Below are 24,824 nucleotides of genomic sequence, written 5' to 3' on the forward strand. Positions count from 1 at the left end.
TAGCAGAATCTATTTAGTTGGATTCTGCTAATTTAAACATTAATTATTTTCCGTGTGCTGCCACAGAAACTTCCTGCCAATCTTCCCAAGTTTTGATGCGCTCATCGTAAGTATATTTTACCCAAGGATAAACTACTTTACCCAACATTAAACGCAATGGAGGATTTTCAGCATCTACCAAAGTAAGTATTGCATTTGCTGTAGCACTTGGGTTGCCGGTTTCTTGTGCACCTGCTTGCTCGTAAAGTGCTTTTCTAACATCATTATAAGCATCAATAGTTTTACTTTGCGCTAAAGAAGGGCCGCTAAAATCAGTATCAAAACCATTAGGTTCTAAAATAGTGGCTTTGATACCAAAACCAGTAACTTCAGCCGCTAATGATTCTCCAATAGCTTCAACTGCAAATTTAGAAGCGCTATACAATCCCATTGTCGGTAGTGTTACTAATCCCAATGCACTCGAAAGCTGGATGATATGTCCTGATTTTTGCTCACGCATAATTGGTAATACTGCCTGCGTAAGCCAAATCAAACCAAATACATTAGTTTCAAACTGTGCACGAATTTCTTGTTCTTCTAATTCTTCAATAGCACCCATTAGCCCGTAACCCGCATTATTGATTAGCACATCAATTACTCCAAAATGGCTTTTTGCTTTTTCAACAGCATCTACAGCATCTTTTTTATTGGTAACATCTAATTTTAGAACCAATAGATTCTGAGGAAATTCAGTCGCTAATTCCTTTAATGAATATGTATTTCTTACTGCTGCTACAACATTGTGACCACGTTTTAAAAATGCTTCCGTCCAAATTTTTCCTAATCCGCGAGAAGCGCCTGTAATAAAAATTGTTTTTTTCATTGTTATAATTTTATTGTTTTAATATCAAGGCAAATCTCCGTCAATTTTGGAAAGCTGTTATGATACAAAAGTGGGCAATAATGAAACGTTTTAACGATTATTAAACTTCGTTTTGAATACATTTATGATTCACACTCAATTTTGTTGACTGGCTAATTTTTTTTTAATTTTCATCATTATAAAGTCCGGTGTAATTCGTGGCAAGTTCGATATAAACCAATTAGTAAAGCCTACTATTTTTTTTCCTTTTCCATTCAAGAGAAGTTTTATTCCTTGTATTGCAACTACTTTCGGATGAATTGGTTTGTTGGTTTTATAGGCATTTGTAGTCGCCATTTTATTTGTTGTAAAACCGGTGTCTATTGGACCTGGACAAAGTGCGGTTATAACCACACCAGAATCTTCCAGCTCTGCAGCCACTGTTTCTGTAAATGCCAAAACAAATGTTTTTGTTGCCGAGTAAACGGAATAATAAGGAAATGGTAAAAACGAAAGTAAAGAAGCTACATTCATAATTTTTCCTGATTTACGGGCTACCATATCTTTTGCAAATAATTTTGTAAGAACAACTAAACTCGAAATATTTAATTGAATCATTTGGAGTTCTTCCTCTAAAGAGGTTTCTATAAAATTACCATAATTGCCGACTCCAGCATTATTTATCAAAGTTGTTACGGTTAAATTTAGTTTATTTATTTCGTTGTATAATTCTGTAGCTGCTCCTGCAACAGACAAATCTTTTACAATGATTTCAACCAAAACAGCATACTTTTGTATGAGTTCTGCTTGTATTTTTTTTAGTTCATTTTCGTTTCGGGCAACCAAAATAAGGTTGAATTTTTTATTAGCTAATTCAACTGCCATTTCATAACCAATTCCAGATGAAGCTCCAGTAATCAATACATATTCTTTCATTTTTCTCTTTTATTTTAGATTATACTCTCATTATAATTTTTCAATACTTGGCGGAATCAGTTTATACATTACAGGTGTTACAATTCTTGCAAGAATTGTTGAGCTTATCAATCCACCAATCAATACAATTGCTAATGGTGATATTTGAGGATTGGGATTTACCGCCAGCGGAATCAAACCACAGATTGCGGTAACTGATGTTAAAACAACCGGAAGAAAACGGGTTTCACCAGCAATAGCAATAGCTTCATCAATTGACTTTCCTTCTTGTCGCAATTGATTGGTGAAATCGACCAAAAGGAGGGAATTTTTTACTTGAATGCCCGACAATCCAATAAAACCGATAATAGAAACCAACGACATTGGGTTTCCTGATGCTATTAAGAATAATACGCCTCCTAAAACACCTAACGGAATTATGGACATAACGATAATAATTCCTTTAAAGGTTTTGAATTGTAGTAACAAAACGGCTATGAATAAAAACGTACTCAAGATAATTACAGAAAGGAAATTACCGCCCAAGGCATCACCTTCGGATTCTTTTTCTCCGGATAGTTTGTAATAATAGCCTTTTGACATTTCGAGCTTATCCAATTTCGGGATAATATCTACCAGCAGGTCATTGGCTAAATAACCATCTTTTGTCATTGCACTTACTTTTGAAAAGTTTGATTTGTTAAAGTGATTTATTGCCGTTGGAGCTGTTTCAAAAGTGATGGTTGCAATCTGATTTAATGCAATGGGTGTTCCTTGAACATTATTCACATATAAATTTTTCAGAGCATCAAGATTAGAAAACTTATCTCTTGGTAATGTAATGGTTACGTTTCTGGCATCACCACGATCATCAATATAATCACCAACTGTTAAACCAGCAACAGCAAGACGTATTATCTTATCTATATCACTGGTCAATACACCCAATGTTCTTGCTTTTTCTTTATTAATTTTTACTTTAACATCGGTTTTATAAGTGTTCAGTTCATTGTTTATATAAACCGTTCCTTCCTGATTTCGCAAAATGGTTTCTACTTGAGAAGATAGTTTGCGTAAAACTTCCTGGTCTTCGCCAAATAAACGCACTACGATATTGGCTTCCAATGGTGTACCTTGTTCAAAATCTTTTACTTCTACTTTAGCAAAAGGCATCGTTTTAAATTTTTCGCGCAATTCTTGTATAAGAATCGTTTTTTCTGAAGGTTTTGCTTCGTCTTCTAGTTGTACAAAAATTTGAGCAAAATCAGATTTTCTATCCTGTGGATGCACATTGTAATAAATCTGCGGATTTCCTTTTCCCACATTTGAAGTGTAATACACAATTTCTTTGTGGTTTTTCAATTCTTTTTCCACGATTTTTGTCACCCTGTCACTTTCTGAAATATTAGCTTGCAGTGGCATTTTTATATTGATAAGAAACATTGGTTTTTCCGAAGTTGGAAATAGTTTAAATCCAGCAACTGAAAACAAACCGAAAGCCAAACCACTTAACAATAAAGAAATGCCTATGGTAACTTTAGGATACTTTAATGCTTTTGGCATTATGTTTTTATAAGAATTCGTAAGGAACTTTTGCAAATATTGAAGAAATATATTTCCGCCTTCGTGTTCGTGTGTTTTAAGGAATCGACTTCCTAAAAATGGTACCAATGTCAATGCTACAATCATAGAAGCCAATACGCTTGTGATAACCGCCATAGGTAAGCTGCGGATAAATTCTCCTGCCATATCCGGAAGAAAAGCCAGTGGTATGAAGGCAATCACCAAAGTAGCGGTAGTGCCTACAACAGCAACACCTATTTGTCTTGTACCTTTTAAAACGGCATCCATTTTAGAATGTCCTTCACGGAGCCAGCGTTCGATATTTTCTACAACAACGATACTATCATCAACTAATAACCCTAAAGCAACGACCAACCCAACAATACTCAATTGGTTTAAAGAATACCCTAAAGCATTCATTGCAATTAATCCTAAAGCCAATGATAAAGGGATAGAAATCATAACTATACCAGATGCTCTTAATCCTAATGGAACTAATGTAATGACAACCAAAAGAATCGCCAATCCAAAATCAAAACCTAAATGTCCCAAACGTTTTGCTACCATATCAGCTTGGTCAAAGTTTTTAACCAATTTGATATTTGGAGGCAAATCTTTAGAGAATGCCTCCACTATTGGTAAATATTCTTTTTGAACATCGCTAATGTTTACGTTGTCTTTCATTCCGGCAGTAACCAAAACGCATCGGTGTCCGTTAATTCTTGTAATATGATAGGGCACTTCCGATTTGTAGCTTACATCAGCTACATCTTTCATATAGATGATTTTTCCATTAGCATTGTAAATAACTGTATTGGCTACATCATCAGCATTTTTGAATTTACCGCTTGTTTTTACGTTGAATACTTTGGTATCCATATCAATGCTTCCGCCAGGAATATCAGCAGCTTCACTTTGTAAACTTCCCATTACTACATTTAATGGAATTCTTAATTGTGCCAATTTCTCCAAATTCAAATCTACCCGGATTTCCTGTTCTGGAATTCCGCTGTATTTTACCTCTTTAAGATTGGTTATTTTTTCAATTTTTTTCTTTAGTTTATCCGCTTCATCGCGTAATTTTTTGTCAGACGCATTTTCGGAAACCAATGCCACCTGAAGAATTTTTACATCCGAAGACGAAATTTTCTCCGTTTTAATCTGATAAATATCTTTTGGTAATTCACTGTTTTTAAGCGCATTCATCTCAGTAGAGATTTCCTGATATTTATTATCAACATCTACTCCGTATTTGAATTTTACTTGAAAAGCGGCTACACCATCTTCTACGGTTGTTAGTATTTTTTCGATATTTTCCAATCCGTAAATCTTGTTTTCGATAGGTTTTACGACTTGTTCTTCCATATCTTTCGGACTAGTACCTGGATAAATAACCGTAATCAAATATTGAGGTGGGTGAGTGGAAGGGTCTTCAGCTCTTGGCATCGTGAATAAGGTTAGCACACCAACCACAGCGACTAGCAGTGCTAGAATCAGTGTAAACTGATAATTCTTAACGGAAAAGTTTGTGATTTTCATACGATTCTTTATTTAATGATTTTTATCGTTGATTGTTCGTTGAGATAAGCACTGTTGGATATAACAATTTGATCCGTTTTTTGAAGACCATCTTTGATAAATACTTTCTTGTTTTCAAATTTGGCAATTGTAATAGGCTGGCGTTTTACTTTGTTGTTCTCAACGATAAATACAAATGCCTTATCTCCATCGGCTTCAATAAGTGAGCTATACGGAATGATGATAAAGTCTTCTGTTCTCTCTGCTTTAATTGCTGCTTTTCCAAACATTCCTACAGCCGGCTTGCTATTTTTCATATTTAGTTTTAATTCCACCTGAAAAGAACCCAATGCTGCATCCGCAGCTTGTGATTTTCTAAAAACAGAAGCCTCAAAGTGTTCATTTGGATAACCATCGAGAGTGACAGTCGCTTTCTGACCTATTTTTACAGCTGCCCATTCTTGGTCTGTCAAACCAATTTTAAGCAGGTAATTATTGTTTTGAGTGGTTTCATTTATCGCCAAAATGGGAGAACCTGGACCAACTACTTCACCTTCATTAGCTATTTTTGCTGTCACAAAACCATCGGCAGCAGCATAAATTTTTGCATAACGAGCATTAAAAGCAACGGCCTCTTTTTGTTTTCTGGCAATATCCAAACCCGTTTTGGTATTTTGAAGATGCTCTAAAGTATATACGCTGTCTTTGAAAAGATTTACAGCACGAGTATAATCACGCTCGTATTTCTTAACATTCAAATCCGATTGATTCAAACCCGAACTGATTTCGGTTTGATCTAAAGTTGCCAAAAGTTGTCCTTTTTTGAAAAACTGACCTTCTTCTACATAAATTTGACTTACCACACCACCAATTTTAAAACCATAATTAGCTTGGTTTTCTGTGGTTACTAAACCCGATGCGTTGATGTTACTTGCAAGTGCCAAGGATTGAACTGTGGCTGTTTTTATCGAAATAATATCGGCGTTTTCAAAGGCTTTCTGTTCTTTTGACTCTTCTTTACAAGCATAAAAAAGAGGAAGTGCGAATAGGATAATTATTAATTTATTACTCATAAATTTAAAAATGTTTTTTTGGTATTCGTGACCCGAGCCTGAAAGGCGAACTGACGTAGTTATTGGTGATTTCATTGTTTTAATTTTTAATTGTTAAAAGTAAAAGTGGCATTGGCTCTTTCTAATTCGGCGAAAGCTATCCAGGAATTATAAAGGGCAATATTGGTATTGAGCTGGGCATTTACCCATTGGTTTTGTGCATCCAGAAGCTCAATGTAAATAGCTTGTCCTTCTTTATACAATTTGGTTATATCGTCATTGTATTTTTTGGCTGATTGCTTTTGATTTTTGTTGGCATTGAATTGTTCTAAAGCTGATGTCAAATTATTCTGTGAAACCTGAAACTGAAGTAGTAATTGCTGTTTTACGTTATCAATTTGAGAACTGATTTTTTTATCATCTTCTTGAACTTGTTTGAGTTTGAATTCGTTTTTATTTCCCGAAAAAATATTTATCTCTAAACTCACACCTGCAAAATAATAACGAGAGTCTTTGTTTACGTCAAAATCGAAATCTTGAAATCCAACATCGGCAAAACCGCCTACTTTTGGAAACCAATAGGATTCTGTGAGCTTCCCAACGGTCTTATTTAATTCTTTTACCTGCGTTAATTTTAGTAATTCTTCTCTGTTTTGAGTGTTTTCTGAAATAGCTTCCATTGGCAAAGCTTCGTTTTTATCTACTTCAATTGGAGCATCTAGTTTTTCATTGAGTAAAAAATTAAAATACGATTGTGCATTTTTACTAACTTGTTTTGCTGTTTCTAAGTTGGCTTGAATGCGAATCACTTCATTATCGCTTCGCAAAACGGCGGTGCGGTTTATTTTATCGTTTCGGAATAAAGCTTGATTTACTCTTTGATTTTCGGTTACCAATGCCAAAGTTTCCTGATAAATTTTAATTCCTTCAACCGATTGGAGGTATTTGTAGTAGGCTATTTTTATCTCCTTAACTAATTCCCTTTGATAGATTTCCATCTCTATTTTTTGCAAAGACATCTGCTGACTTTTAATTCTCTTATTATAGATTATTTCAAAATTCAGCAAGGGCATTGTGGTATGAATTTTGGCATCATAGAAATTGTCTGGATTAATTAAAACGGACTGATTTTCTAAAGTTGGAAAAGCATTGGAATTGGTTATTTGATTCAAAGTATTATAAACCGGATTCAACATATCTCCAATCGGAATATCAATTGTTCGTCCTCCATCAGCTATCGTATAAGTTCCATTTAAGGAAACGGTCGGGTAGAACATAGATTTAGCTTCTTTTAAAGCATACATACTTTTGTTAATATCGAAGTTGTGCTGTTTTATTACTTCGTTGTTTTTTAGTCCAGCTTCAATGTAGCCGTCCAGCTTAGTCTGTGAATATCCTTGACATCCCAGTACCATTGTTGTTAGAATTAGGGCTTTTTTTATCATATTACATTGTTTTTAAATTGAACATTGTTCATTTTTTTGAACAAAAAATTTTATAGTTTTTCTATTATTTTTAAATACTCATTATAACCATCAAGCAAGATGGTATCTGGGTTTGTGAACTTAACACCTGTGATTCTCTGCCGAATTTGGAGACAGCACATACCGTGAACCAAACTCCAAACCATAAACGAAAGCGGTTCTATTTTATGCCCAATAAAATGCCCTTTATAAATGCATTCTTCAATGGTTTTTTTAACACGTCCAAAAGTTGCCGCACCTTCATCCCAATCATCATTTTTAGTACTTTCCAAAAACTCCATTGGTGCTTTCAAGTTAAACATCAAATCATACATTTCAGAATTTTCCAAAGCAAATTTTATATAAACAAGTCCCATTTTTCGGAGTCGTTCCATTGGATCTTCTATATTGAATAATTCCTCAAAATAGCCACCCAATTCCTGAAATCCTATGGAGTGTAGGTCGTGTAAAATGGCATTTTTATCTTTAAAATATACATAGACAGTTCCTACACTATAATCAATTTCATCTGCAATATTTCTAATAGTAGTTTGCTCAATACCTTTTTCAATAAAAAGTCTTTTTGCTCCTTTTAAAATTAATGCTTTTAATGCTTCTTTTTCCCGTGCTTTTCTATCTCCTATACTCATACTCTAAAATTATTTGACAAATGTATGTTATATTTTTTGAACAACGTTCATTTTTTTAAATATTTTACTTTTTTTCTAATGTAAATGAATTTGTAATATTTAAATTAATGAATTTACCCTTCAAAATCTTCATATCATCACTCATTTTTCTATCTAAAACTTTGGCATAATGTTGTGTAGTTCTCAAATTTTTATGTCCTAACATTTTACTCACACTTTCAATAGGAACCCCATTTGTAAGGATAGGATAGGTAGTAGTTTATCTTCATTATTATTTTGTGGATGATCGGAATATTTATCAATAATAATTTGTGTAACTGGAAGTATTGGAATATTGGAAGCTGATTCGGTTTTTTGTCTGTGGGTGAATATCCATTTCTCGCCGTCAATCCCGCAGCTTATATGAGACTTTGTTAAGTTTTTGACATCTATGTAAGCCAAACAAAAAGGAAGATGTCACGAACTAATGAAAGTCTCTTTGTCTTGAAATCTTTCTCGATAATATTTTGAATTTCTTTTTCAGATAAATAAACTCTCTTAACTTCTTTAACTTTCGATTTATAGTTTACAAATGGATTTTTATCCAGTCAGTCATTGGCCAAGCAAAGCTTCATAATTTCACTAAAGTTCTTGATATACTTAACTGCGGTGTTATTGGCACAGTTCCGAACGCTTCTTAACCAAAATTCATATTCAGTTATAAAAGCGCGATCTATTTTGTTTATCTCGATATCGGAAACTTTGTATTTCCATTGCAAGAATTCTATTGTATGACTCAACGATGTTTTATAAAGTTCTAATGTTCCTGGTGCATATTCTTTACCAACCAATTCTTTTATTTTGTTGTTGTGGTATTGGAATATTGAGATTAGCATTCTGGAGCGTTCATCTGATTTATAGTAATTTATTTTTTAGTGTTTCAGATGTTACTGGAATACTTTTGTGATTTAATTCCAATTGTGCATCAATAATTTGTGTTCTTGTAATATCAAGATGACTATTTATTAAACTTGCTTCAGCTGATCTTCCTTTCATTCTGCCTGTTTCTTTACACCATTTGGAGATTTCAACAAATCTGTTTGAACTTAACTCAATTCGTTTACCATTAATAGGAATTCGTGCGTAGATAGGAACTAAACTGCTTGCGCTGGCTTTTGCACTCTTTGCGTGAAAGAGTATTAATAGTTTTGTTTTCATCGTGGTAACCTTTTAATGATTAATAAATTTAATTCTAAAAAGACTACTTCACAAGATGTTCATTTATTAAACCTGTTGTTGAACTGGTTCGCAACCCTTGTAAATGTTAGCTCGAGATAAAAATCGGTTACCCTAAATGATACGGTTTCAAGGTAACCGAATTTATCCCTTTCGGTATACTCATGAATGAATAATTTGACTGATGCTAAAAAGAAAAAACCCTATAAATCATAAGATTTAAAGGGTTTTAGTTCAATTTGTATTTGTACTAGCGCAGAAAATTGATATCATTTTATTTTTAGTTTTGCCACAAAATGTACTCTGATATTTTTTAATTTATTTAATGTAAAAGATACAGCCTTAATTTTTTGTAGAAAAAAGGTTTTCATTCTACCAGATTTTAACCTTAATTAAAAAATTGTTCTCTATATTCGGTAGGTGTTAAACCAACTTCTTTTTTAAAAAGCCTTGAAAAATAGGGTGGATTTTCAAAACCTAATTGATAAGCAGTTTCTGCTACGGTTTTATCGGTATTCATTAAAATATTCTTGGCTTCGATAACCAATGCGATATGAATATGTTCCAGTGCTGTTTTGCCTGTTTCTTGTTTTAATAAATCACTTAAATATTTTGGTGACAGGGATAACTTTCCAGCCATATATTTTACAGATGGCAGGCCTTTTCTTTGAAGATCTCCATCTTCAAAATATTGTTTCAGTATGTCAGTAAATTTAGTGATTATGGTACCTGATAAAGAAGATCTATTTAAGAATTGTCGCTTATAAAAACGCTGGGCGTATTTTAGAATAGAATCTATATGGGTAAGTATTATATCTTTACTGTACTCATCCTGATTATTGTAATATTCCAGCTTTATCTTGTTGAATAACTCCCATATAATGTGTTCTTCTTTTGGAGAGAGGTGTAAAGCTTCGTTTACCTCGTAATCAAAATATCCATATTTATTTATTTCTGAATGAAGGTTATGATTCACTAAAAAATCTTCGTGGATATATAATAGAAATCCTTTTTCACTTGTTTCCACATTATTCATTAATATTTTCTGATGCGGTTTTAAAAAAGCTAAGGATCCATTTTCGTGGTCGTATTTTGTTTTACCGTATTGAAATATCCCTGATTTTAATTTTGTTAAGGCAATTGTATAAAATGCCATAGTAAATTCCCTCTCGATGAAAGTACATTTTTCTGACTCCTCAAAAGTTAGGATGCCCATCAGTGGATTTTCAGGCGGTGGAAATCCGTTTAATTTATAAAGCTCATTTATCGTTTTGTAATGTTTCATAAGCGCTGTTCTTACTTAATATTATAATCTTTTTTAAAACAACTAAAAGTTTTCAGCCTTCATTACATTATACTTTTGTAACAATTACGGTTAATTTTTCTGATTTTTTCTATTTTACCTTAAAAAAATTGCAACCTATAAAATTTAAAGGTTAATCCTTCACCTGAAAAAATCCCTTGGCTATTTGAATGAACTCCTGCAGTTTTTTGGGTATCGCCAGTTCATCTGCTTTAGACATACTTAAAACTTCTTCTGCTTTTTCTTCATCAGAAGCAAGCTCTACCCAATTTGGATTGATAATAAGACCGTGTCCAACAGCCACCAACGACAACCCCATCTTTATTGCCTCGATAGCATCTTTGAACTGTTTGATGCCTCCCGCAGCAATCACTGGAACTCTGTGATGAACGTGATCAAGTACCAATTTTAAAATAGTCTCATCCCTGTTTTCATTATCTATAGGCTTTTGCGTCAGCAGATCTGTAAGTGAAACGTGCAGATAATCAATCCCGCATTCAATGAGTTTATCAATCAACGGCAGGATATCTTTCACTCTATAACTTTCAGGCTCTTCTGGTGATATTCTGAAACCTATTATAAATGGTTGGTCTGCATACTTTTTAATTACACTCTGAATTTCTTTGATCAATTCTACTGCAAAGTTCATTCGTTTTTCGGCAGATCCACCCCAGTGATCTGTTCTTTGATTATAATAGGGTGAAAAGAAATTTTGCAATAGGAATCCATGAGCGCCATGCAGTTCTACTCCGTCAAAACCTGCCCTTATTGCTCTGTGAGCAGTTTCGCCAAAAGCTTTTATCATTTCCAGAATTTCTTCATTTGAAAGTTCACGAGATATAACACCTCCTTCATAAAACATAGACGGTGCTAATGCTATAGGACTTGCACTTACCGGAATACTATCAGGAATAAGATTCAAAACTGCTTTATTTCCAGCGTGATAAATTTGAAGTATTGCAGGTGAGCCGCCTTTTTTTGCTGCAGCGGCCATTTTTTTAAGCCCTGGCAGAAAAGAGTCGTCGTAAGAGGCATATTCATTGTTAAAACCAATTCCGTTGGCCATAACTCTCGTACAGCCTGTTATTACCAGGCCAACGTTTCCGCTTCGGGCTTCATAATGCTTTATTTCATCATCTGATACTGTATAATCATCATTGCTGGCCCAGGTTGTCATTGGTGCCATGGCAATCCTGTTTTTAGTTTCGATCCCGTTTTTAAATGTAAAACTTTGGAATAATTGTTTTGTATCTGTTGTCTGGCTCATTATTTAATTTTTATGTTGTTAAATGATGATGCAAAATTGGGACATTAAAAATCCTGTAAGTTATACAAAAGGCGGTAGATGTGACACAAATTGCGGAATGGAGCTTTTGTAAACTGTTTTCATGATCCAAATTATTGACTATATATTTAATATTAGATATATGATTCTGCCACAAAAACTAGAGTGCTAAATTATTAAAAAAATCGCCTTAGATTTTGTAACGGAAAAGGTATCAGGTCTAATCAACAAATTACGATAAATCAAAGAGAAAAAAATCCTATATCCTTAGCGGGATTTCGAACCGTCGTTCAGTTTCGATTAAATCTCTAATAAAGCCACTTTAAGACTGTCGAATTTTAAACACACTAAGAATTCCTCGTGGAAATCGAATCACAAATGCTACTCCGTAAAGACTTGAAAAATCTATATATTCATGTATAAAAAAGAGATAACCATTTAAGAAAAACAATCAGTAAATTAGGTGTCTTTCTTGCGTTAATTGTGTTTTACAAAACATGCATACTCATGGTATAAACCGCGCCCGTGTTGAAGCTAAGATTTTAAAACTCTTAAAACATTTATAAATCACTTATTTTTAAGTAATTAACATGGTATTTTAACCCCTGTTTAATAGCGATATGTCTCCTGTATTAGAATTTGATTTCTATAGTTTTGGTTTAACAAGAAAAGTAGTTTACTTGTTGAAATTATTTACTAACCTCAACCAAACCAAAAAATGAAAAAAAAATTTTTATTATGGACTTTTTTAGCTTTCTTTTCGATGCAAATGAAAGCACAAACCTACGACATCGTAGTTGCTAAGGACGGTACAGGTAATTATACCTCATTACAAGCAGCAATAAATGCAGTGCCTTCAAACAGCACTAAGGAAACTAAAATTTATGTTAAGCGGGGTTTGTACAACCAGGAAAAATTAATTGTTCCTGCCAACAAAACCAAAATTACATTAATAGGTGAAAGTAGGGAACAAACTATTATTTCGTATGATATACATAACTGTGCAGATGGAGGTGATGGAATGTGTCCTGATGCAAAAGTGGCACTTTGGGCTTCCAATGCTGATCTGGTCAGAACTGCGGCCACTCTTACCATTAAAGCCAACGATTTTAAAGCTGAAAATATAACGTTTCAAAATACAGCAGGAAACGTTGGGCAGGCACAAGCATTGACTATACAGTCTGATCGTACTATTTTTAAAAATTGCAATATTACAGGTTATCAGGATACTATTTATTTTTGGATGCCTGCAACATGTCGTGCCTATTTTGAATCTTGTATGATCTTGGGTCGTACTGATTATATTTATGGGGGAGGAATTGCATTTTTTAATAAATGCGAAATTAGAAGTTATGGTGGAGCCTGGATTACAGCTCCATCTACAGGAATTGATCAAAAATATGGCTTTGTTTTTTACAAATGCAATCTAACCTATCAAGCCAACAGTCCAAGAGCTGGAGACGATGGAGCCAAAATTAAATTCGGAAGACCTTGGCATAATTATCCAAAAGTGTCCTGGCTGTATTGTACGATGCCAGCACAAATTGATCCTTTAGGCTGGGGAGATAAATGGAATATGACCTATGCAGATACAAGTACTGATCTTCATTTGTATGAATGGATGAATACTGGTGCCGGAGCAAATATGAGCGGAAGGGCAAAATGGGCTGGTCTTAGAGCAATGTCAAATCAAACCGAAGCAAATCTTTACGAAGCTAAAATTGTATTGAAAGGTTCTGATAATTGGGATCCTGCTGCAATGACTGGTACAAACGGAGGAACTGCTTTCCAAACCATTCAGGCCGAAAATTTCAATAGCCAATCGGGTATTCAGACTGAAGCTAGTTCCGAGGGCAGTGATAATGTAGGATATATCAATAGCGGTGATTGGATTATGTTTAAGGACATAAACTTTGGTTCTGGAGCAGGTAGTTTTCTGGCAAGAGCTGCAACCACTGGAACTGGAGGAACTATTTCTATAAGATTAGGGGGCACATCCGGTACGGTAATTGGGACCTGTACTGTAACAGGAACCGGAGCATGGCAGACCTATAAAGACTTTTCATGTCCTGTGAGTCAGGTTTCAGGAATACATGATGTCTATCTTGTTTTTGAGGGTGAAAGCGGCTATTTATACAACCTTAATTATATAAATTTTTCGATGCCACAGTTAGCAGCTTCATTGACAAAGCATGGAGCTGGAGGATCCAGCCAAACGGTAGGCATTAATACAGCTATTGCAGGTTTTTATTATAGCTGGCAAAATGCTACAACAGTAAATGTAACAGGATTGCCATCAGGAGTCAATGCAGCCATAAACAATACAGCCAAAACGATAACCTTCAGCGGAACACCAACTGTGAGTGGTACTTTTACATATACCATTACAACAGTTGGTGGTTCACCAAATACAACAAAATCAGGGACTTTCACAGTAACTTCAGCTACACAAAAGCCTGCTGCTACTCAAAAAGCTGCATCTTCTCTGGCGGTTACTTCTCCAGCGTTTCCTGGTGCCGAAGGTTTTGGACGATATACAACTGGTGGTCGTGGCGGACAGGTAATCTATGTTACCAATTTGAATGATTCAGGTGCAGGAAGTTTAAGGGCAGCTGTTATGGCAACAGGAACCAGAACAGTTATGTTTAAAGTTTCGGGAATCATTGCGCTTAATTCAGATTTGAGAATCAACAATGCAAATATCACCATAGCAGGTCAGACTGCCCCGGGTGACGGAATCTGTTTGAAAAATTATTCCGTAAATATAGATGCTGATAATGTTATCATTAGATATATTCGTTTCCGAATGGGTGACCAGGCACAACATCAAGGCGATGCTTTAGGTGGACGAAACCATAAGAATATTATCATTGACCACTGCTCAATGAGCTGGAGTACAGACGAAACGGCTTCATTTTACGACAATGAGAACTTCACTCTGCAATGGTGTATGATGTCTGAAAGTTTACGCGTATCTGTTCATGATAAGGGAACTCATGGTTATGGTGGAATCTGGGGAGGAAAAAAAGCCTCATTTCATCATAATATGTTAGCGCATCATGATAGCCGAAATGCCCGTTTTTGTGGCAGCAGATACTCGGGACTGCCTAATCTTGAGCATGTTGATTTTAGAAATAATGTTATTTATAACTGGGGCGGCAACAGTGCTTATGCTGCTGAAGGAGGCTCCTACAATCTTACCAATAATTATTACAAGGCAGGTCCGGCAACAGGCTCAGGTGTAAATGACAGAATAATTTCTCCAGGTCAGGATGATGGATCTAACAACCAGGCTGCAGGTATTTGGGGCAAGTTTTACGTTAATGGAAATCATACTACCGTAAACCCTGCCACTACGGACAATAATTGGAATGGAGTTGATCCTAATCCATCTTCAAAGAGCAAAACGGAACTTCGTGTAAATACTGAATATGACTTTGGTCAAATGACTACTCATTCAGCAGCAAATGCATATAATCGTGTATTGGCGTATGTAGGTGCTAGTCTTAAACGTGACGCAGTTGACAACAGAATAGTATCAGAGGCAACAAATGGGAATTTTACCTATACTGGATCAAACGGAAGTACAAAAGGTCTGATAGACACACAATCTGATGTTGGAGGATGGCCTGCCTACAATTCCAGCACAGCACCAACGGATACCGATAATGACGGAATGCCTAATAGCTGGGAAACTGCAAATGGTTTGAATAGTAATAATGCTTCTGATGGAATATTATATACACTCAGCCCAATATATACTAATCTAGAAGTTTATATTAATGGACTGGTAGCTACAATCACTGCCAATCAAAACCTAAATGGAACTGCCAATTATACAGAATCGACTGGCACAGCTACTCTTGTGAAACATGGTGCAGGTTCAGCAAATCAAACTGTAAGTCTAAATACACCGATAGTCGGTTTTAATTATTCATGGACGAATGCTGCCTCTGCCACTGCTTCAGGATTACCTTCTGGTGTCACTGCAGTAGTTAGTGCTTCTGCACAAACTATTACCATAAGCGGAACTCCTACACAATCGGGTACATTCAATTTCACTGTAGCAACTACAGGTAGTTCCCCAAACGCATCAGCATCAGGTACGATTACTGTAACTGGTAGTTCTGCTATTGCTGAAATTTCTATTGATGAAAATCAAACTGGATTCTGTTCAGTTGAAGGCACTATAGATAGCAATAATGCCGGATTCCAGGGCGTTGGTTTTGCCAATGCCAATAATGCCGTAGGGGCAGGAATTGAATGGTCTGTGAATACTTCTTCCGGAAATTACATGCTTCGTTGGAAATATTCTAATGGAGGGACAACTGCCAGACCAGGTAAAGTAATAGTGGATGGCGTTACATTGGGTACTGCAGATTTTAATCCTACAACTAATTGGACTACCTGGGCTGAGAATTCAAGCTCTTTAGCTACAGTAACTCTTTCTGCAGGGAATCATATCATTAGATTAGAAGCTACAACAGCATTCGGTTTGGCTAACATCGATAAAATAGAGGTTGAAGGAATTAATCCTGTCGCAATTAGTTGTGGCAGTACATCTAAAACAGCTTCTTTTAACAATGCAATGGATCCGACTTTTGCTAGGACTGAAGGAAAAATATATCCTGTACCGTTTGAAAATGAATTTTACATCGATCTTGCCACTATTGGAAAAGTCAAACAGATTTCGGTGTTTAATATGCTTGGACAACAGATTTACACAATAAATGAGATTACCGATCCAACAGTTAAAGTAAATATTAATGGCAGTGCTGGTATATATGCAGTTAAAATAATTACTGAAAATGGTATTCTAAATAAAACTATTATTAAAGAATAGGTTTATAATCTAAGTGTTAATATTAAAACCTATCAGAAACTAAAAATTTCTGATAGGTTTTTCATTTCTAATTAAAGCAATTAGTAATAACTACAAAACAAGAATAATAAACATTGATAAAAGCGGTTCTGATACTGCACGATCAAAGTCTATAACAAACATTCATTCTCAAACATTAAAATCCGGCAATGTAAATATCTCAACAATATCGAACAGGTCCATCTTTTTATTAAGTGGCGTATCCAAAACGCATTAGGCTTTATAAGTTTTGAATTGGAAAGACGAAAATTGAGCGGAATTGAAGTTGTGCATATGCTGAGGGAGAATCACTTATTTATCTCCATCAACTGGAGTCCTGATCGCAGAAGAAAAATAAATAATCCTATTTCTCGAAAATTATTGTTTTACCCTTGTAACTAAATCTTGCCTTTAATAGATCATTCGAATTATCAGGCTGTTTTCCACCTACTGAGATTGTAAACCATCCCGGTTCAACCACTCGCATCCCTTTTTTATTTATTAAGGATAGCTGTCGTGGAGTAATTGTAAAATAAACTGTTTTTGTTTCACCTTTTTTTAGATAAATGCGTTCAAAACCTTCTAATTGCACTATTGGACGTGGAGTAGAAGCTTTCTCATCTTTTATATATAATTCAACTACTTCATCACCGTCACGATCACCGGTATTGGTTACATCAACCGATACTTCGAAGTTTTTTTCAGCATTAATATTCGCAGGAAGTTTTAAGTTACTGTATTTAAATTTTGTATAGCTTAAACCAAATCCAAATGGATAAAGAGGTTTCTTTTCAAAATAACGATAGGTGCGTCCTTTCATATCATAGTTTTCGAAAGGAGGAAGCTGGTCTACTGATTTATAATACGTAACCGGTAGGCGGCCAGCCGGATTGTAATCTCCAAAAAGCACATCGGCAATTGCATTACCACCTTGTTGACCCGGATATCCCGCTGTCAGGATTGCCGGAACATTATCATTAGCCCAGTTTATGGAGAGCGCGCTTCCGTTTATTAAAACTAAGATTACTGGTTTTCCGGTTACTGTAATTGCTTTCATTAGCTCCTCCTGATTCGCCGGCAAGTTAAGACTGGTACGGTCACCACCTTCAAAACCATCTGCTTCGACTTTCATTTCTTCACCTTCAAGGCGTTCATTCAATCCTAATACTAAAACTACAGCATCCGCCTGATTCGCGACGTTAACAGCTTCTTTTAAAACATCTTCCTGTGGTTCAGACCATAAAAGCTGGGCTATTGCATCACCATATGTATTTTGGTATTTAACTTCTATTTTATATTTTTTTCCGGCTTCCAATTCCAGTTTTTGAGGACGAATTCTCGGATGATGGCTGTTTTTTCCACCTGATGTTTTTCCTGTTTCGATATCGATAGTCATAAAAGGCTTGGACCATTCAGAAATATTGTAAAGTCCGGTTTTTGGTGGTACAATATAACCAGTCCATTTTACGCTATAATTACCCATTTTCATACGGGGATCAGGTGTATCAATATCCCAGTGAAAATCGATGTTATCATCTATGCGGGTAAAAAGAGGTTTTCCCTGATATTCTTTATTGTCAAAATATTCTGCTGTCAGACCTTGCACTCCATTTTCATTTTGAAGATAAACAGAAGGGATAACTTTCATTTCAGGAACTCCTTTTGCAAGATCTGTACCCTTTGCGTATAGTACTTTAGCATGAGGTTCTAATTTATTTTGAATGCCTTTTAGCACCGTTACCGGATTGCTGGGAATACCGCTGTAATTTCCCCATAAAGACTGTGCATCGTTAGCATTTGGGCCAATAACGGCAACCGTTTTGATTTCTTTAAAAAGTGGAAGTGTATTGTTCTGATTTTTTAAAAGAACAATACTTTTTTGAGAAGCTACGCGGGCCAGCCAGTCATGAGCGGAATTGTTGTTAACCGAATAAGGGATTTGTGCATAAGGCACAATCTCCTCAGAATCAAACATACCTAATTTAAAGCGTGCCGTAAACAAACGTTTTATCGTAATGTCAATATCAGCTTCTGTAAGCAATTTTCGGTCAAGTGCTTCTTTTAATGATTTATAACTGCTTCCACACTCCAAATCTAATCCTGTTTTTACTGCCAAAGCTGAAGCTTCTGCTGCATCATTGGTAATTTTGTGGTATTTCCAAATATCTGTAACAGCACCACAGTCAGAAACAATGTAACCCTTAAATCCCCAATCATTTCGAAGAATATTGAACAGGAATGGGCTTGCACTGGCAGATTCGCCTCTAAAACGATTATATGCTCCCATTACAGAGTAAACATGACCTTCTTTTACCAAAGTACGAAAAGCAGGAAGATACGTTTCATAAAGATCGATATCGCTGGTTTCAGCATTAAAAAGATGACGTGAAGGTTCAGGGCCGGAGTGAACTGCATAATGTTTTGCAGTAGCAATTACTTTAAAATATTTTTCATCAGTTCCCTGAAGACCGGTAACATATTTAAGTCCCAATTGACCGGTAAGAAAAGGGTCCTCACCATACGTTTCATGTCCGCGGCCCCAACGTGGATCACGAAAAATATTGACATTTGGTGACCAGAATGTCAATCCCTGATACATTCCGTGTTGTCCTCTTCTCAAATATTCGTGATGTTTGGCACGTGCTTCATCAGAAATAGCATTGGCAACATCAAAAATTAATTGGCGATCCCAGGATGATGCAATTGAAATAGATTGTGGAAAAACGGTTGCATATCCCGCACGGGCAACTCCATGTAACGATTCATTCCACCAATTATATTCCGGTACACCTAAACGTTCAATGGCAGGTGAGGAATCCATCAATTGACTGATTTTTTCATCTATAGTCATTCTGGATACCAGATCATCGACACGTTGTTCTGTTGTTAAATTTGGATTGTTAAACGGAAATTTTTCCTGTGCGAAAGTGTTTAGCGCTAGAAAGTTCAGCATAAACACGAGACAATATACTTTTCTCATTGAGTTTCCTTGAAAATATTTAGGTTATAGTTTTTTTGGCAATGATTTTTTTAATCTAAAAGATTATGGATAGTTCATTACTTTCATGATTGCAAAATTAGATGTTTAAATCTTTCAGCTTGGGATAAATTGCTATTTAAGGGATGTTGTAAAGCTTGTATTTAATTTTTTTTCAGTTTTTCACATTATATAGAATGGGTACAAAACACTATATAAAGGGGGGTATTTGGCTACTGACAGGGTGCATTTTAAGTTCATAAAAGAATTTTGATATTTTTGTCTTTGCTTTGAAGCTCATAAAATTATAAATGTTGAAACGAAATATACTTCTGATCTTTTATTATTTGATTTGTACCCTTTGTACAGCTCAGCCATCTGGTATTTTGACTCATTTTTCCAATGATTTAAAGTTAAGCCAGTCCCGTATTCTGGGTATTCAACAAGATGAGAAGGGATTTATTTGGCTGGGAACATTCAACGGTTTGATTCGTTATGACGGAAATACTTTTCAAAACTTCAGGGTAGAAAAAAACTCATCATTAGACTTAATGTCAAATCGTGTATCTAAATTTAAGTTTGATAAAAATGGGCAAATCTGGATTCAGTCTGAAAAAAATGATATCTATTATTTTGATACACATCAATTAAGGTTTCATTCTCCAATTGAGAAAAAAGCTGGTAAATCTTCTAATACTGCTTTTACAAAGTTCAAAGTGATGCCATCTGGAAAAGTATGGATATTTCCGGAAGATAAAAATCACCTGATTCTTTTCCAAAATAATAAACAGACCCGACAAATTGCTTTTGATCCTTCAAAATATTGTGGTGTAATTGGAGATGTTTTTGAAGATACCTCAGGAACAACCTGGTTTTTGACGGATGCAGGAATTTGTCGTTTAAATAAAGCGGGAACTGCTCCGGAATATTTTTTTTCAAATATGTCTGGACATTCCGGAAAATCATATTCATTTAATTCAGTTCTGGAAACAAAAGAGGATGTATGGTTTGGAGGAGGAAAGGGTAAATTTACACGTTATACTAAAAAAACAAATACTTTCTTTGATTTTGAAGTGGATATAAATGAAGATATTGCCTTAATAAAACTTGTGGATAACAGCAAAGTGCTAATATTAACAAATGGGCAAAGTTTTTACTATTATGACATAAAGACCGGAAAACTGGATGTTTACAACAGCAAAACATTATCAGGTTTTCCTGATGAGAAAATCAATTACTTGGGAGTAACAAATTCACGCCAGTTTTGGTTCGAAACCCCAAATTCAGGTGTGTATCAATTTGATTTGGCTACCAGGAAGCTAAAATATATGCAGGTTGATTCAAGCGGTCCTCCTGTAGTTGGCGCAGAACAGAAAAGTTTTCTGCTTACTTCGCCAGACGGGACAGTTTGGATTCAGTCGCACAAAGGACCATTTGCTTATTGGGATGAAAAACAAAACAAATTGTCTTCTATATTGCGATGTATTAAAGAGTCGAAAGAGACAGTCTCTGATGTGATGCATACAGCTACTTTTGATAAACTGGGGAATTTGTGGTTCTGTTCATTCAAGCAGGGATTAGATCTGATAACGTTTAACAATCGTAATTTTTCAATATTAAATTTAGAATCGGGCAATCGTCAAAAGCATAACGTTCGAAGCCTGATGAGCGACAAAAATGGCAATCTTTGGGTAGCCAGCCGTGCTGAAAATATTGCCATATTCAATCCTCAAAAAAAGAAGATTGGAATGTTAGGGCCTGATGGCGTATTATCCAATGGAAGCACCGGATGGGGAGCAGATATTTACAGCATGATGGAGGATACCAATGGCAGGATATGGATTGGAACCCGAGGCAACGGATTGTTTTGCCTGATACCCACAGGGCAGTCTTTTAAATATCAGGTAAGCCATTATAAGTATAATGAGAAAGATATTTATAGCATTAATTCAAATGATATTTATAAAATATTTCAGGCATCAAATGGTCAAATATATGTAACTACATGGGGCGGAGGGATTAATCTGATCCGTCAATCAAATAATGGATTCCGTTTTATTAACTACAAGAACGAACTAAAAAATTATCCCATAAAAAATGCCGATAAAGTTCGCTCAATAGTTGAAAATAAGGAGCACGAATTATTTTTTATCTCTTCTTATAAATTGTTCTCTTTTTCTGCAGAAAACAAATCACCTGATAAAATATATTTTAAGGAGTTTTCACAGGTTTCGGGAAATGATATTTTGGATGTTCTGATAACCTCAGATAACCGATTAGCATTAGCTACGAATGGAAAAGGCTTAATTCTGGCCGATTTAGATAAAAAGGGGCAATTAAAAGTTAAGCCTATTTGGAACAAAAATATGGCGTTTCCTCTTGAAGGGGTTGTGGCATTGCAGGAAGACAAATTAGGCAAAATTTGGCTTATGAGCGACAATCAGGTAGTTCGGTTTGATCCTAAAAAAAATAGTGCTGAAACATTTCCTGAACTGAAATCGATTATTGGTACTGAAATATTTTCAGAAGCTACAAGGTGCCGACTTGCAAGTGGAGAAATTGTGGTTGGATATTCAGATGGAGCACTTTATTTCAGACCAGAGGCTATTAAACCATTTCAATTTAAGCCTTATTTGGCGATATCGGGATTTTCTGTCAATGATAAACAGTTACACGAAATAAATCCCGAAAGTCCCGAAAATCCGGATTTACTGAAAGAGGTTACGCTCCAGCATGACCAGAATTTTTTCAGGGTTCAAATTTCAGCCCTGGATTATATTAAAAATGAGAATATTGTATATCGCTACAAGCTGGAAGGAGTTGATAAACAATGGAATTACCTTAAGGGAGGGCAGTCGATTAACTACACCAATTTGGATCGTGGAAAATTCACCCTGATTGTGTCTTCTACAAATGGTCACAATTTATGGGCAGATAATGAGAGACGAATTGAAATTACTATCCGCCCTTCAATTTGGGGAACTCACTTCGCATATTTCTGTTATTTGTTATTGGCTGTAGGTTTATTTTTAGTGGTCAATCGCGCGGTCCTGACCATATTAAAACTGCGAAATGATGTGGAATTACAGAAACAAATGGGGGAATTAAAATTGAAATTCTTTACCGATATTTCACATGAAATCAGGACTCCTCTTACCATGATTACTGCGCCTTTAGAGATTATGCTTTCGGATGATGAAATAAAAAAATCAGCAAAAGACCAGCTTCGCATTATTGAAAAAAACAGTAATAAATTGTTGAATTTGGTTAATCAAATTTTAGATTTAAGAAGAATTCAGGACAGAAAGCTAGTTGTTAGTGAGGTAAACTTAGCTGATTTTACAACGAAAGTATGCGAAAATTTTAGTGAAATGAGCCTACAGCGCAATATAGAATTGAAAATAAATAGCAGTGCTGCAAAGTCAAATGTATGGGCTGACCCGGATAGTTTGGATAAAATTTTGGTCAACCTGCTTTCAAATGCATTTAAATATTGCCACAAAGGAAATACAATTCAGGTAGAAATAGAAGACACGGAGAAGCAGGTGGTTCTAAAGGTTAATGATAACGGGCCGGGTATCAGTCCGATCCTTCAGAAACGATTGTTTATACGTTTTTCAAACTACAACGAAAATCCATATAATCCAAGTACAGGAATTGGCCTTTCTATCGTAAAAGATTTGGCAGATAAGCACGGTGCAACTATTTTGGTTGAAAGTACACCCGGTAAAGGAAGCAGTTTTCAAATTTGTTTCTTAAAAGGCTACAAGCATTTTACTGAAGATGTGGATATTTTATTTGAAGAAGATGAAGCGGAATTAGTGAATGATGTAAGATTTGAAGCTGAGCCTGACTTAATGGTGTATGAAGAAGTAGAAAAAGAATTGCCGGTAGGATTGGTTGTAGAAGATGATCCTGAATTGAGAGGATTTATTGTTTCTGTTTTGGAAAAGGATTATACAATTTATGTAGCAGAAAATGGTATAGAAGGAAATTCAAAGGCTGCAGAATTATCCCCTGATTTCATCATAAGTGATATCATGATGCCACATATGGATGGTATAGAAATGCTTAAATTAATCAGGAATAACTTTGCAACCAGCCATATTCCCGTGATTTTGCTTAGTGCAAAAACCGCAATTGAAAGTAAATTGGAAGGAATGGAATATGGTGCTGATGATTATATAACCAAGCCATTTAATGTGAGTTTTTTACAAGCACGGGTTAAGAATGTTTTGAAGCAGCGTGTACGCCTTCAGAATTTGTATTCGACAGGTAACATGACTGAAATTTCAGAAGAAGAACCTTTGCAAATTTCTAATAAGGATCATAAGTTCATGTTTCAGGTGATTAAACTGGTAAAGGAAAATATGTCTAAATCAGATTTTTCAGTTGATGAATTAGGAAGATTAATGTGTATGTCACGAGCCAGTTTCTTTAATAAACTTAAAAGCATTACAGGCGTTTCGCCAGTCGTATTTATTCGCGACATGCGATTGAATGAAGCGGCCGGGCTTATTAAAAACGAAGATCTGCTAATAAAGGAAATTTGTTTTGAAGTTGGTTTTAATGACCTGAAATATTTTGGAAAATGTTTTAGAGCAAAATTTAACCATACACCTGCAGAATATAGAAGACAGTTTCGCTAATAAAAATTTTAGAATGAAACCAAAGTGTCATACTGTGGAGCAGTAGGCTTGCTTAATTCTTAAGTTTTTTTAATTCTGATGGCTCATTGGAACGTGGGCTTCAACTTCGCTCAACCTGACATGATCATAGATTTGTATTACAACGATTATCCTGAGCGGAGTTGAAGGCTTATTTACTTTAAAGCTTTTGGTTATACTAACGTATTGTAATGGCTTCAACTTCGCTGAATCTGAGGATATTTATGCAGATACTAAAAGATAAATTTTCTCTTTTTCACAATCCTTTCGAGATCTTCTAAACTTAGTTTTGAGTTAAATAAACAGAAGTTGATTTTTATTTATTGATTTTTTCCCACTTAATATAAAAATATCCTAATTAATTTCCTATTCCTCAATTATTACTACTCAAATTAGTGATTTCACCCTCCTCGAAAAGCAATATTTACACCAAATTACAATTCGCTATCTATAGTTTTGTTCCATAACTAACGTTTTTAACTAATTCTTAACTAACTAATAAACCAAGCTTATG

General features: G+C 35.2%; 13 protein-coding genes. 2 read left to right on the forward strand and 11 right to left on the reverse strand.

Annotation, left to right across the window (positions count from 1 at the left end; genetic code table 11):
• Positions 1–43: 43 nt before the first annotated feature.
• The 10 genes from OZP09_RS00970 to OZP09_RS01020 form a co-directional block, all read right to left on the reverse strand.
• The gene (locus tag OZP09_RS00970; RefSeq protein WP_281310121.1) at positions 44–862 is read right to left on the reverse strand and encodes an SDR family NAD(P)-dependent oxidoreductase; all 819 of its coding nucleotides are present in this window, start codon (positions 860–862) and stop codon (positions 44–46) included.
• A gap of 135 nt (positions 863–997) precedes the next feature.
• Positions 998–1,777: an SDR family NAD(P)-dependent oxidoreductase gene (locus OZP09_RS00975; RefSeq protein WP_281310122.1), complete on the reverse strand. Its 780-nt coding sequence runs from the start codon at positions 1,775–1,777 to the stop codon at positions 998–1,000.
• Positions 1,778–1,807: 30 nt separating this feature from the next.
• Positions 1,808–4,858 carry an efflux RND transporter permease subunit gene (locus OZP09_RS00980; protein WP_269236062.1) on the reverse strand — a complete coding sequence of 1,017 codons (3,051 nt, stop codon included), beginning with the start codon at positions 4,856–4,858 and terminating at the stop codon, positions 1,808–1,810.
• A gap of 8 nt (positions 4,859–4,866) precedes the next feature.
• On the reverse strand, positions 4,867–5,985 hold the full coding sequence (locus OZP09_RS00985) for an efflux RND transporter periplasmic adaptor subunit (RefSeq protein WP_269236063.1): 1,119 nt from the start codon (positions 5,983–5,985) through the stop codon (positions 4,867–4,869).
• An 11-nt stretch (positions 5,986–5,996) separates the two neighbouring features.
• Positions 5,997–7,334, reverse strand: coding sequence for a TolC family protein (locus tag OZP09_RS00990; RefSeq protein ID WP_269236064.1), 1,338 nt, complete (start codon positions 7,332–7,334; stop codon positions 5,997–5,999).
• 50 nt (positions 7,335–7,384) lie between these two features.
• Positions 7,385–8,002 (reverse strand): TetR/AcrR family transcriptional regulator, encoded by a 618-nt coding sequence (locus tag OZP09_RS00995; RefSeq protein WP_269236065.1) that lies wholly within the window; start codon positions 8,000–8,002, stop codon positions 7,385–7,387.
• A 587-nt stretch (positions 8,003–8,589) separates the two neighbouring features.
• The gene (locus OZP09_RS01005) at positions 8,590–8,877 is read right to left on the reverse strand and encodes a phage integrase SAM-like domain-containing protein (RefSeq protein WP_269236067.1); all 288 of its coding nucleotides are present in this window, start codon (positions 8,875–8,877) and stop codon (positions 8,590–8,592) included.
• A 19-nt stretch (positions 8,878–8,896) separates the two neighbouring features.
• Positions 8,897–9,199 carry an Arm DNA-binding domain-containing protein gene (locus OZP09_RS01010; RefSeq protein WP_269236068.1) on the reverse strand — a complete coding sequence of 101 codons (303 nt, stop codon included), beginning with the start codon at positions 9,197–9,199 and terminating at the stop codon, positions 8,897–8,899.
• A 406-nt stretch (positions 9,200–9,605) separates the two neighbouring features.
• Positions 9,606–10,502: a helix-turn-helix domain-containing protein gene (locus tag OZP09_RS01015; protein WP_269236069.1), complete on the reverse strand. Its 897-nt coding sequence runs from the start codon at positions 10,500–10,502 to the stop codon at positions 9,606–9,608.
• Positions 10,503–10,653: 151 nt separating this feature from the next.
• On the reverse strand, positions 10,654–11,787 hold the full coding sequence (locus OZP09_RS01020; RefSeq protein ID WP_269236070.1) for an NADH-dependent flavin oxidoreductase: 1,134 nt from the start codon (positions 11,785–11,787) through the stop codon (positions 10,654–10,656).
• 736 nt (positions 11,788–12,523) lie between these two features.
• Here OZP09_RS01020 and OZP09_RS01025 point away from each other — a divergent pair.
• Entirely contained in the window at positions 12,524–16,648 is a 4,125-nt protein-coding gene (locus OZP09_RS01025) for a pectinesterase family protein (protein WP_281310123.1), read from the forward strand.
• A gap of 382 nt (positions 16,649–17,030) precedes the next feature.
• Here the strand turns inward: OZP09_RS01025 and OZP09_RS01030 are convergent, their stop codons facing one another.
• Entirely contained in the window at positions 17,031–19,619 is a 2,589-nt protein-coding gene (locus OZP09_RS01030) for a glycoside hydrolase family 3 C-terminal domain-containing protein (RefSeq protein ID WP_281310124.1), read from the reverse strand.
• Between the two features lie 335 nt (positions 19,620–19,954).
• Between OZP09_RS01030 and OZP09_RS01035 the strand changes: the two genes are divergently transcribed.
• Positions 19,955–24,292, forward strand: a complete 4,338-nt coding sequence (locus OZP09_RS01035; protein WP_281310125.1) for a hybrid sensor histidine kinase/response regulator transcription factor — start codon at positions 19,955–19,957, stop codon at positions 24,290–24,292.
• Positions 24,293–24,824 lie beyond the last annotated feature (532 nt).

This window comes from Flavobacterium flavigenum, assembly GCF_027111255.2.
GTDB classification, from domain to species: Bacteria; Bacteroidota; Bacteroidia; order Flavobacteriales; family Flavobacteriaceae; genus Flavobacterium; species Flavobacterium flavigenum.

Coding starts and splice junctions, on each gene's coding strand:
- OZP09_RS00990 (WP_269236064.1), bottom strand. CDS start 7,334: ATGATAAAAAAAGCCCTAATTCTAACAACAATGGTACTGGGATGTCAA.
- OZP09_RS01010 (WP_269236068.1), bottom strand. CDS start 9,199: ATGAAAACAAAACTATTAATACTCTTTCACGCAAAGAGTGCAAAAGCC.
- OZP09_RS00980 (WP_269236062.1), bottom strand. CDS start 4,858: ATGAAAATCACAAACTTTTCCGTTAAGAATTATCAGTTTACACTGATT.
- OZP09_RS01005 (WP_269236067.1), bottom strand. CDS start 8,877: ATGCTAATCTCAATATTCCAATACCACAACAACAAAATAAAAGAATTG.
- OZP09_RS01035 (WP_281310125.1), top strand. CDS start 19,955: ATGTTGAAACGAAATATACTTCTGATCTTTTATTATTTGATTTGTACC.
- OZP09_RS00975 (WP_281310122.1), bottom strand. CDS start 1,777: ATGAAAGAATATGTATTGATTACTGGAGCTTCATCTGGAATTGGTTAT.
- OZP09_RS01020 (WP_269236070.1), bottom strand. CDS start 11,787: ATGAGCCAGACAACAGATACAAAACAATTATTCCAAAGTTTTACATTT.
- OZP09_RS01025 (WP_281310123.1), top strand. CDS start 12,524: ATGAAAAAAAAATTTTTATTATGGACTTTTTTAGCTTTCTTTTCGATG.
- OZP09_RS00970 (WP_281310121.1), bottom strand. CDS start 862: ATGAAAAAAACAATTTTTATTACAGGCGCTTCTCGCGGATTAGGAAAA.
- OZP09_RS01030 (WP_281310124.1), bottom strand. CDS start 19,619: ATGCTGAACTTTCTAGCGCTAAACACTTTCGCACAGGAAAAATTTCCG.
- OZP09_RS00985 (WP_269236063.1), bottom strand. CDS start 5,985: ATGAAATCACCAATAACTACGTCAGTTCGCCTTTCAGGCTCGGGTCAC.
- OZP09_RS00995 (WP_269236065.1), bottom strand. CDS start 8,002: ATGAGTATAGGAGATAGAAAAGCACGGGAAAAAGAAGCATTAAAAGCA.
- OZP09_RS01015 (WP_269236069.1), bottom strand. CDS start 10,502: ATGAAACATTACAAAACGATAAATGAGCTTTATAAATTAAACGGATTT.